Origin of the sequence: Nitrosomonas nitrosa, from assembly GCF_003051105.1 — a bacterium.
Taxonomy (GTDB): Bacteria; Pseudomonadota; Gammaproteobacteria; order Burkholderiales; family Nitrosomonadaceae; genus Nitrosomonas; species Nitrosomonas nitrosa.
In genome coordinates this window covers 1-11022 of record NZ_QAOO01000048.1, presented here as the reverse complement: position 1 = coordinate 11022, position 11022 = coordinate 1, and the positions used below count along the sequence as shown (strand labels likewise).

Here is an 11022-nt window from a genome sequence, read left to right as displayed (position 1 = left end):
TTTACTCTATTCCCAAGAAAACTTCGTCTCTAAAAATAAAATGTAACCTTTTGTTACTTATTCAATTTATGAGTTTTCGGGCTGACACTATTTATCGAGAAACTCGGTGCACGATAGCCCACTACAGGATTGCCCCCTCTATCCTCAAGCAATTTTTTACTTTTAATGAGATCTTCACGGAACAGAGCGGCACCTAATTCGTAAACACGGTGGTGATTACAGCCATGACTGGCAAGCTCGTGCCCACTATCAGCAATGCGTTTGATCATACTTGCATAGCGTTCAGCAACCCAGCCCAAGGTAAAAAAGGTCGCTTTTATATGCTTCTCATCCAGCAGCATCAGAATTTTATCAATATTTCTTTCTACCCTACAGGGGATACTTTCCCATGTATCTCTCGATATATGAGAAGCAAATGCCGAAACCTGGAAATAATCTTCCACATCTATTGTCATGGCGTTACGAATCATCACTTCTGCTATCCCCCCAAAAACCATTCTAGGCACAATAACTTTGTCGCTCTCGATTTGGCGTTATTGATTTACCAAACTCGCGCTGATTCAAACCGTATGTGTATTTAATTCGTCTGGCCCTAGGTCAGTATTAACAGGTAAATCAAATTCCTGTTGTATATCCTGAATGACTACGTTCACCTCTTCCTGGCCTATCGTATGTAATTCTTCCAAGCATCCCATTATCAACAAACGATCACACAGCGTATTGATTTTGCGAGGAATACCGCCTGTAAAGCTATAAATCGCATCAAAAGCGTCATCTCGTATCAAAGGATCCCCAGACCAACCCGCCGTGATTAATCGATGTTCAATGTAAGATTTAGTCTCAGTGGCATCGAGCGGTCCGAGATGATAGGTTGCAATCACTCTCTGTCGGAGTTGCTGCATACCGCTACCAAGCAGGGTCTTTCTGAACTCAGGCTGACCGAGTAAAAACGTCTGGAGTAGGAGCTTATCATCCGTCTGGAAATTTGAAAGCATTCTCAGCTCCTCAAGTGCGCTCGTGGACAAATTCTGCGCCTCATCCACTAAAAGCAATACTCGCTTTCCTTGCTTATCAGACTGCCGGAGAAACTGCTCAATCTCTAATAATAACGTGGCTTTGGTAGCATTCAAGTGGGGTAATCCAAAAGCGGCCGCAACCATCCTTAAGATATCATCTGCTTCAAGATGGGTATTGACCAATTGCGCGGCTATGAATTGATCTTTTTCTAACCTTTGAAACAAATGGCGCATCAATGTCGTTTTACCTGCACCGACTTCACCTGTAACAATGATAAAACCATCTTCTTGTGACAAACCATATTCGAGATAAGCCATAGCGCGTTTGTGCCCTTTGCTACTGAAAAAGAAACTAGGGTCAGGCTTTAACTGGAATGGTTTAATCTTAAGGCCATAGTAAGATAAATACATAATATTTAAATCTTTATAGGTTAGAAATTCATGTTCAATGAAGCTGTGATCGTATTTGAACTGAAATCAGCCCCCCTTTGATTAGAATCACGCCGATTATGAAAATAACCAATCATTCCATTCACATTAGGTGTGATTTGTTTATTAAGACTAAACATGAAGAGTAAACTATCGTCTAGTCTATCGCTAGTTAGAAAGTCTATCTTCATGTAACTGAAATTAAAATTTGCGCTGGTTCTAGCAGTTAGCCTGTGATTCCAAGACACATTACCCCCTGTTTGAATCGTATTTCTCATTAATAACGCATTTGCAGCCCCGATTAACGAAATATCCTCCTCATCTCCCGTATAGGCCCGTCTTGACATATTGAATCCTCTGAATATCACTGTATTTTTTCGACCATTGATAGCGAGTATCCCTTCCAGGCGTTTTTGTAAGAATAGGCGGTTAGTTAAAAAATTATTAGGGTCAGAAAAAGCAAAAGGTATACCCTGATTAAGAATAGCATCGCTATTTTGCATACCAGACAGTAATTGGCTTAGAGACGCTGCGGTAGCAAGGGAAGATCCGAATAGCGCCTGCTGACCAAAAGTAGTAATATCCTCATTGTAGCGTAAAGACCATGTCGTCCTTCGTGTGCGGTGATTAAATGAAGCCAGATAAGTGTCACCAAAAAACCTTTGTCCCGCTGCAAAATCGATTTCTGTCCTTTCAGTCGGCACCCATGAGAAACCTGCTGTCCAGGTTGGACTAGAGGATTTTCCCCTAATTGAAATGAAACTATTTCGCTCGTAACCTCCGGTTGCGATTAAATCAAACTGAGGTGTAAGCCTATAGCGTAGAAGCCCTGTAGAGCGCTCTAGCTGAATCGTCCTAAGTTGATCCCGATGAATTTGTGTATGACTATAATTAAGTCCCCAACCCAATGTTCTAAAAGCAGAGCCGCTATTCACGCTAGCGATCGCCGAATCGCTCGTATTATCAAAGAAACCACGCCCACTCGCATGGACTTCACCATAGACATAACGTAACTCGGCTGAAGCAAGATCCTTAAAGCGATGCCTAAAATAAGGGCTGATACTATACCTGCTGATACTTCTTCTATTGATGGGATTAACGTTATCTACTGCTTGTGGCTCGAATAAGAAAGCATTTTGTTGAGAAATTAATGCTCGACCATCTACAAAAAAACGATCCTCGATGAGCTCGGCAGTTGCATTGGCGTTGAGCAAATGCCTTATTCTGGAAAACTCACTATTATTCGCATAGATGAGGTTATTCATCATGTAATTGAGATTGGTGTTAAAGCGGCGCCCTTCTCCGATTACTTGAACACCTGGGTTGATCTGAGTGATAAATTCACTCCCCCCTTCCCTTAATCTCAATCTATCGGTATAGCTCTCTATGATATTTAATCGAGGCTCCACCCTCCAATCACCCGCGGCAACAGGAAAAACCAGTAAATTTCCGGTAATTAAGAATATAACTAGGAAAAAAAATCCACATCGATAGTTATTACGGTTTGATGAGCTCATGAATAATAATAGCCATAATACCCCGCACCGGGAAATGCTCTCGCCTTGTTATAAACAAGGTTGACAACATCGCAAGACTCAATCTGTCGCAAAGCTTCCTTTAGCGTTTGATGCGTTGTTCTCTCTGCTTCCACCACCAAGACAATTTGCCCCATCTGACTAGCCAGTACCCGCGCTTCGCTGGTCAAAAGCAATGGAGGTGAATCAAAAATGACTATGCGATCACGATATCGCTGTGCAAGTTCCGTCAAGATTGCTCCCATACTTTGACTTGCCAGTAATTCGGTGGCATGGGGGTGACGTGTCCCGGCAGAAATAATCGTTAATTTATCAATATTGGTCTTTATTAAAACATTGGAAACATCGAGCTGATCATCAAGTATGATATCTAATAATCCTTTTCTTTCTGGATTGAAATCAAGAATCTTGGGGATAGAAGGACGTGCCACATCCGCATCTACCAATAGCACTCTATGATCCATTTCCATGGCAATACTCATGGCCAGATTAATGGAACAAAAACTCTTCCCTTCACCTGCCAGGGAACTCGTAATCATGATTAAGTTACCATTCTTGATTCCGGTATGTTGATTAAAAGCATTCACCAACAAAGGCCGTTTAATCAGGCGGAACTGCTCGGCAATTTGAGTTTTCCCATGCATAGGGGTAACTACACCTAGTTGATGTAGCCTATCAAGGTCAATCAAAATTTGCTTTTGGGTCGTCGCTACAATATCAGATTTAATTTGCTTGTTTTCAATGATATCGTTAGATGACTCTTTATTAGCCCCCTCTTTATCAGCCTCCTCTTGTTTGGCCTCAATCTTGGCCTCAACTCGTTCACTGGGTAGACTTACATTGATATCCTCTGTTGTTTCAGAAGTACGTGCCGTTGCTGTATTTTTCCCAAGCCTATTTGCAGCCCTCTCTATGATGCTCACTTTTCCCTCCGATAATTTATTGTCCTCAACATCATTTTGCTGAGAAAAATACATACATCATAATCATAAAATTTGTATATCACCTTAAAACGGTCTGCAGGAAAGGAAGTTTTACGTATACCATCAATAATGCATAGAGGCTCATTAACAATAACAGCGACAAGCTGAACGCCAACAAACGGTTTCTGCGCTTAGATTTTTCTCGATCCGTCCATATCATGGGTACGGTCCCTAGTATTGCCAATCCAGTGATTTGCCGTAGATCTGATTGACTATGGAATGTCGGTCGAATTTGACTAATCACAAAAGAAGCCCCAACTCCCGCTAGTAATGCAGCAATGAAAACAAAGGAAAATAATCTTCTACGATCCGGACCTGAAGGTGCCTCCGGAACCGTTGGCGGGTCAATAATTCTAAATGACATCAACCCTGTTGTTGAAGTCAGCTCTCCAGATATTTCAGCAGATGCCCGTCGTTCCAGCAGCTTCTCATAATTAGCTTTGTTAACATTATAATCGCGCGTCAATTGTGTCAACTCTGCCTCAACAGCAGGAATCATAACACTCATTGACTTTAGCCGTTCAAAGCGGGCGGTATATTCAGCCACACGTGCTTGCATGGAGGCAACGATCGCCTCAGCTTCTGTCAAAGCGATATTCAATTGCTGCAGCATTGGACTGTAATTCTTGCCATGATCCTCCGCAGACCCCAACAACGCTGCTTCTTCTCTTTTACGCTCTTCAAGTTGAGTAATCAAACGCTGGGTTGCAATCACATCCGGATGTTGGTCGGTATAATTTAATCTTAAATTATCTAAATTTAGATTAAGCGACTGGATTCGCGCATCGATTTCTGGATTGACTATTCTCCCGGAAATCGAATCCTGCGTTTCGAGCAGGAGTACTGTCTCATCACCCGTAATTTGCCTTTTAACCGCATCTCGGGCTTTTTCAGCTTCCGTCAGCGCAAGCTTTGCTTTCTCGAGATTTTCCAATGCATTTGTTAGCTGGGTATAATAGTCCCCGCCCTGCCCAGGTAATAATCCGATATTCTTTTGTTTGAACGCTGTCAATGCATTTTCTGAAGCAATTAGTTTTTCTTCATATCCGGCAATCTGCTGATCTATAAAACGGAGCGCCGAAGTAGAATCCTGTTTTTTACCTTCGAGCCCGCCCTCTACAAAAATTGTCAGCAGGGACTGGACAATTTCTCTGGCAAGTCTGGAATCTTTATTACTATAGGAAATAGTAAAGAGATTATCCCTTCCCGCTGCCGCAAGCTTAATATCTTTCATCAGCGAAGTGACCAGTTTGTCATACGCAGCATCATTTGTGACTTTTACATCCAAATCGACCATACGGATGATTCTTTCTACATTTGGACGGCTAATGAGGGTACGACTCATTATTGAAACTTGTTGCTCAGGATTAGGAGAAACAGTCATCCCAGCCATAAGTGGCCTGAGGATATTCTGAGTATCCACATAAATTCTTGCCGATGCTTCATAATTATCAGGTAATCGATACACTACCGCCCAACCCACAATTGCAATAATCCATGCAACAGCTATGGCAACCCAACGGTATTTCCATATACCTTTAATATAAACTAACAGTTGAGCCATTAACTCATCCATGGTGCATCACACTCCAATTATTACAATTCATTAATTAGATCAGGATTGATTCTTCCAGGATTACCAGATCATCAAAAGAAACTTTCGGGTATCACCAGGATATCACCCTGATAAACCGGAACATTCGCCGTGATATCACCATCCCGGATCAAATCGTTTAATCGAACCCTGAACTGCTGTTGTTTTCCGTCTACCGTTCGAATGATCCTCGCTCGATTACCCGCAGCAAAATCGGTAATACCTCCAACGGCGATTAGTACGTCCATTAACGTCATATGCTCGCGATACGGAAGCGCTTGCGGATTCGCAGCCTCTCCTATCACTCGAATTTGTTCACTAAATGGACCGACGAAGCCTGTTATGACTACTGTTACGACAGGTTGCTGAAGATATTTAGATAACGTCTCTTCTATATCGCGTGCCAATTGTGTAGAAGTCTTCCCACTTGCTGGTAAATCTTCCACGAGGGGTGTAGTAATCTTGCCATCAGGACGAACCGGCACCATCATCGAAATTTCGGGATTACGCCATACGATAATGTTCAAGCTATCGCCAGGCCCGATCAAATAATCGTGAGGAACGCGCTCTCCTTGATTAGTCAGTAATGGATAGGTTGTACAACCAGTGAATATGAATATTGAAAATACACTAAAAAAACCAGTCAACCAGCTAGCAACACTAGTATGCAGAATATTCACTTGAATTCCTCATTCTAAAAATTAAAGATATCCAGATATACAAACCTGTTTCGAATATTAATATATAAATTTAAATTTCATATGCTATAAATTGGGCATTTATATAGAGGTATTTCAAAAATTGAAATCGATACGCCGCGCCCATAGCGTTTTATGTTGAAAACCAGTCTATCGCTTCTAAAACTGTCTTTGAGTACATAATGGGCTGGTGGTAGAAAATATTTCTTGATCGCCTAATTACCTATCAAAGATATCTCAGAGTAGTAACCAGTCTTCTCAACAAACACATTATTTTTAAAACAAAAAGGCAACACATCGATAAAATTAGGCGGAGCGCAGTCTAATATCAACCTCTTCTCCTCTTTCTTTGAAATCACTTGAATATGATCACACATCGCTTCGCACCCAAAGACTGGTAACAGGCGATTCAGATCATCACAATGGGCTTTTGTTTCAATTAAAACACAAATTAATTTCAGTTATACACTTTAATATTATTTACCTCAAACTCCACTCAAACGAATAAAGTTTGATAATTACCCCTCCACGCTACTTTAAGGTGATCAGATTTCCACTTATACGTACCAAAAAACAAAATAATTTTTTTATTATCGTTTAACTCGCTAAAATGCCCTAGCTTGATCATAAGGGAATATTAATGGAGAACAAAGAACGCAATACCTCTGAATTACTCCTACAAGTTGTCGTCCAAAGTACCAACGACAAAATGAGCGTCACTGAAATCAAGAATTCTCTTCACGAACGAGGATTTGGTATTTTACTGGCCATTGCTGCTTTGCCTATCTGCCTGCCCATTCCCGTCCCTCCAGGCTATACCACTTTTTTTTCCATTCCTCTTTTTATATTTTCTGTACAAATGATATGGGGGATGAAATCGCCTTGGCTTCCCGAATGGATAGGTAAAAAAGAAATCAGCAGAAAAAGCCTTGAAAAAATGATTGAGAAGGCAACGCCGTGGTTGCGCAAAATTGAAAGCTACTTACATCCTCGGTTGACCTATATTAGCGTACATGCCTGGGAGCGAATCATTGGTATTTTTGCCTTTATTTTTACGATCTCTATTTCGCTTCCTATCCCATTGACAAATTTTCCACCGGGTTGGGGGATTCTTATCATGTCGCTCGGTTTGCTCAACAAAGATGGATTGACCATAATAGTAGGCATGATCGTTGGCACAATCGGCGTAGGCATAACTTTGATTATTCTTACGCTAATTTGGATGGGTGTATCCATGCCATCTTTCTATTAGCGATAGCGCCTGAATTTCCCTCTAAGCCCTTCCTTGTGATTGCAAGATAAGTTTTATTGTAGGTAAGTCAAGTCGGGATCAGGAATTGAACTTTCCCCAAAATCTCATTTATAAACTTTTGGCCCCGACAAATTAGGATAAACAGCTTTGAAACTAAAATTAGCTTACGAATCGACTCCCTCTTATTTAAATCGACATCGCTATTGAAAATAGATAGCAAGATTACTCGCTTGCTCTTTCCTATTTCAACTTTCCATGACATTGCTTATATTTTTTCCCGGAACCACAGGGACAGGGATCATTGCGCCCCACTTTATCGCGCTTACGAACAAAAGGCTGAGGTTTTTCTTGAGTTTCTTCTTGCTTCTTGTCTACGACCTCTTCATACGATGCATGGTGATACTCTACCTTGAGCGGTGCTTGCGTCACCTCAGCAGCAGTCTCGACTTGCTGCTCGTTTCTGATTTGAACGGTCATAAGTATTCTGGTTACCTCAGTCTTGATCTCCTCAAGCATGTTGGCAAATAACTCAAAAGCTTCCCGTTTGTATTCCTGCTTGGGGTTTTTGTGCGCATAGCCACGTAAGTGAATACCTTGGCGTAAATGATCCAATGCGGCAAGATGTTCCCGCCAATGCGTATCGAGACTATGAAGCATCACAGCGCGCTCATACTGGTGCATCAGATGACTGCCCACTGTTTCTGACTTAGCCCGATAATGCTCGCGGGCCGCTTCCATCACTCTCTCCAATAAAGTTTCGGCGTGCAAATCCGGTTCTTTCTCTAACCAATCTTGAATAGGTAAATGAAGATGATAATCGCTTGCTAGCGCTTTCTCTAATCCGGGCACATCCCACTGCTCTTCAATACTCTGAGGAGGAATATGAAGATTGAAAAGGTTGGTGATTACACTTTCCTGGATAGCTGTTATTGTGTCTGAGATATCCTGCTGCGCTTCGAGCAGTTCATTACGTTGCTGATAGATCACTTTACGCTGATCGTTAGCAACGTCATCAAACTCTAGTAATTGTTTACGAATATCGAAATTTCTCGCTTCTACCTTGCGCTGTGCATTTTCTATCGCACGGGTTACCCAAGGGTGTTCTATCGCTTCTCCTTCTGGCATTTTGAGGCGAGTCATAATACTGGCCACTCGGTCTGATGCGAATATCCTTAACAGCGAATCTTCAAGCGAAAGGTAGAAACGACTAGAACCCGGATCGCCCTGCCTCCCTGCACGCCCCCTCAATTGATTATCAATTCTGCGTGACTCATGCCGTTCCGTGCCGATAATATGTAATCCACCCAATTCGATTACTTTATCATGCCTTTCTTGCCAAGCCTTCTGCACCTCAGCGATTCGCTTTGCTTTAGCTTCTTCATCAAGCGATTCATCCAAGCGAATTTGTTGAATTTCCGGTTCTGGATTGCCGCCCAACACAATATCCGTACCCCGGCCAGCCATGTTAGTTGCGATCGTAATCATTTTGGGCCGGCCTGCTTGCGCAATAATATCGGCCTCACGGGCATGCTGCTTTGCATTGAGCACCTGATGAGGGATTTTTTCTTTACTCAAAAAAGATGAAAGCAACTCGTTGTTCTCAATGGATGTCGTTCCAACCAGTACGGGTTGTCCACGTTGATAACAATCCTTGATATCTTCCAGAATAGCCTGATATTTTTCCTGTATGGTACGGAAAACCTGATCCATCCGGTCTTCACGGATCATCGTTCGGTGCGTTGGAATGACGACAGTCTCTAATCCATAGATTTGCTGAAACTCAAATGCTTCGGTGTCCGCTGTTCCCGTCATACCCGCAAGCTTGTGATACATGCGAAAATAATTCTGAAATGTAATCGATGCGAGGGTTTGGTTCTCTTTCTGAATGGGTACATTTTCTTTTGCCTCGACAGCTTGGTGCAACCCCTCTGACCAGCGTCTTCCCGGCATTAAGCGCCCAGTGAATTCATCAACAATGATAACCTCACCATTCTGTACCACATAATGCTGATCACGGTTATACAATGCATGCGCGCGCAAACCTGCATTCAGATGATGAATCAAATTGATATTGACCGGATCATAAAGGCTTGAACCTGGCGCTAATAAACCCGCTTTGGCAAGCAGTTTTTCAGCATGCTCAAATCCCTCCTCGCTCAATAATACCTGTTGCGCTTTTTCGTCGACACTATAATCACCCGGCCCTTTCTCGATTTGTTGTCGACTCAGCTCCGGTATCAACGCATTGATGCGCACATAAATCTCGGTATCGCCCTCTGCCTGACCTGATATAATTAACGGAGTACGCGCCTCGTCGATCAAAATCGAATCTACTTCATCGACAATGGCGAAATTAAGGGCGCGCTGTACACGCTCGGCTGGATGACCCACCATATTATCGCGCAAGTAATCAAAACCATATTCATTATTAGTGCCATAAGTGATATCGGAAGCGTAGGCTGCCTGTTTCATTTCATGCGGCATCTGCGAAACAATAACGCCCACTGACAAACCTAAGAATTGGTAAATTTGCCCCATCCAATCTGAGTCGCGCTTAGCAAGATAATCGTTTACCGTCACAATATGGACACCTTGCCCGGTTAATGCGTTGAGATAAGCAGGCAATGTCGACATAAGGGTTTTACCCTCACCCGTCCGCATTTCAGCGATTTTCCCATCATGCAAAACCATTCCACCAATGAGCTGCACATCAAAATGTCGCATTCCCAGCACACGCTTACTCGCTTCACGCACAACTGCAAACGCTTCTGGCAGCAAATCATCAAGAGATTCACCCTCGGATAAACGTTGCTTAAATTCTTGAGTTTTATTACGCAAATCGTTATCGGCAAGAGCTGCGATATTTGACTCCAACTCATTGATAGTATTCACTATCTTATAATATTGTTTTACAAGGCGGTCATTGCGACTACCAAAAATCCGTTTAAGCAAATTGTTTAGCATATGAAAATATTTTAATTTAATAACTTGCGGTTTCCGAATAATCCATCTAATTTTACTGGAAGCAGTGGCTGGAGATTTCGAAAGGAGACCTTATCAATCCAGTGTTTTCAAGAGTCAGGATCTCAAAGAAAAATTTCTAACGACACGTTTTGATTTTCCGTTTGATAATTTCTTTAACACCTGTATCCTAGGAGGCTATCTGAGAATATTGCACATCTTACCATACTCAAAACAGCAGTCAGAGCAAACACCACTAGCGCAGGTAGAAAAGTTACTCATCATTTTACTTTTCTCCACTGGATCAAAGTAAATAAGATTATAGCCAAGTGATTATTTTAGCTTTATCTTCTAAAACTGAACATCATATCTAAGAAGCTACCTAAATTAATGAGGAGGCGCTCATAAATGGGTAAAGCCTAAGAAATTAGGCACCGAAAGGAGTATTCTTCAATACTATTAACTAAAGTTTCGGAGTTCATTTTTCCTCTTAAACTAGAGATATCATATTGATTTATAGAGTCTCAAGCCTTATTGTTCTGGGATCGAGTTGC

At 42.0% G+C, this 11022-nt stretch carries 8 protein-coding genes; 1 reads left to right on the top strand and 7 read right to left on the bottom strand.

The genetic code is table 11. The annotated features are described in order from the left end of the window. Positions 1 to 53: 53 nt before the first annotated feature. From C8R30_RS15000 to C8R30_RS14975, 6 genes are all read right to left on the bottom strand, one after another. Complete coding sequence (locus C8R30_RS15000) at positions 54 to 470, bottom strand: polysaccharide deacetylase family protein (protein WP_107790493.1); 417 nt, start codon at positions 468 to 470, stop codon at positions 54 to 56. A 90-nt stretch (positions 471 to 560) separates the two neighbouring features. Further along, positions 561 to 1427, bottom strand: a complete 867-nt coding sequence (locus C8R30_RS14995) for an XrtA/PEP-CTERM system-associated ATPase (protein ID WP_090665614.1) — start codon at positions 1425 to 1427, stop codon at positions 561 to 563. A 20-nt stretch (positions 1428 to 1447) separates the two neighbouring features. Beyond that, on the bottom strand, positions 1448 to 2962 hold the full coding sequence (locus C8R30_RS14990; RefSeq protein ID WP_090665616.1) for a TIGR03016 family PEP-CTERM system-associated outer membrane protein: 1515 nt from the start codon (positions 2960 to 2962) through the stop codon (positions 1448 to 1450). After that, positions 2959 to 3957 (bottom strand): XrtA-associated tyrosine autokinase, encoded by a 999-nt coding sequence (locus C8R30_RS14985; protein WP_090665618.1) that lies wholly within the window; start codon positions 3955 to 3957, stop codon positions 2959 to 2961. The genes C8R30_RS14990 and C8R30_RS14985 overlap by 4 nt, the downstream gene beginning before the upstream one ends. 25 nt (positions 3958 to 3982) lie before the next feature. Next, entirely contained in the window at positions 3983 to 5539 is a 1557-nt protein-coding gene (locus tag C8R30_RS14980) for an XrtA system polysaccharide chain length determinant (RefSeq protein ID WP_090665620.1), read from the bottom strand. A gap of 71 nt (positions 5540 to 5610) precedes the next feature. Next, on the bottom strand, positions 5611 to 6204 hold the full coding sequence (locus tag C8R30_RS14975; protein WP_420812421.1) for an XrtA/PEP-CTERM system exopolysaccharide export protein: 594 nt from the start codon (positions 6202 to 6204) through the stop codon (positions 5611 to 5613). A gap of 691 nt (positions 6205 to 6895) precedes the next feature. On the opposite strand from C8R30_RS14975, the gene C8R30_RS14970 reads away from it, so the two are divergent. Further along, entirely contained in the window at positions 6896 to 7507 is a 612-nt protein-coding gene (locus C8R30_RS14970; protein ID WP_090665622.1) for an exopolysaccharide biosynthesis protein, read from the top strand. A 240-nt stretch (positions 7508 to 7747) separates the two neighbouring features. On the opposite strand, the gene secA is transcribed toward C8R30_RS14970, so the two are convergent. Continuing rightward, on the bottom strand, positions 7748 to 10471 hold the full coding sequence (gene secA / locus C8R30_RS14965; RefSeq protein ID WP_090665626.1) for a preprotein translocase subunit SecA: 2724 nt from the start codon (positions 10469 to 10471) through the stop codon (positions 7748 to 7750). Between the last annotated feature and the right edge of the window lie 551 nt (positions 10472 to 11022).

Coding starts and splice junctions, on each gene's coding strand:
- C8R30_RS15000 (WP_107790493.1), bottom strand. CDS start 470: ATGATTCGTAACGCCATGACAATAGATGTGGAAGATTATTTCCAGGTT.
- C8R30_RS14980 (WP_090665620.1), bottom strand. CDS start 5,539: ATGGATGAGTTAATGGCTCAACTGTTAGTTTATATTAAAGGTATATGG.
- C8R30_RS14970 (WP_090665622.1), top strand. CDS start 6,896: ATGGAGAACAAAGAACGCAATACCTCTGAATTACTCCTACAAGTTGTC.
- C8R30_RS14990 (WP_090665616.1), bottom strand. CDS start 2,962: ATGAGCTCATCAAACCGTAATAACTATCGATGTGGATTTTTTTTCCTA.
- C8R30_RS14985 (WP_090665618.1), bottom strand. CDS start 3,957: ATGTATTTTTCTCAGCAAAATGATGTTGAGGACAATAAATTATCGGAG.
- C8R30_RS14995 (WP_090665614.1), bottom strand. CDS start 1,427: ATGTATTTATCTTACTATGGCCTTAAGATTAAACCATTCCAGTTAAAG.
- secA (WP_090665626.1), bottom strand. CDS start 10,471: ATGCTAAACAATTTGCTTAAACGGATTTTTGGTAGTCGCAATGACCGC.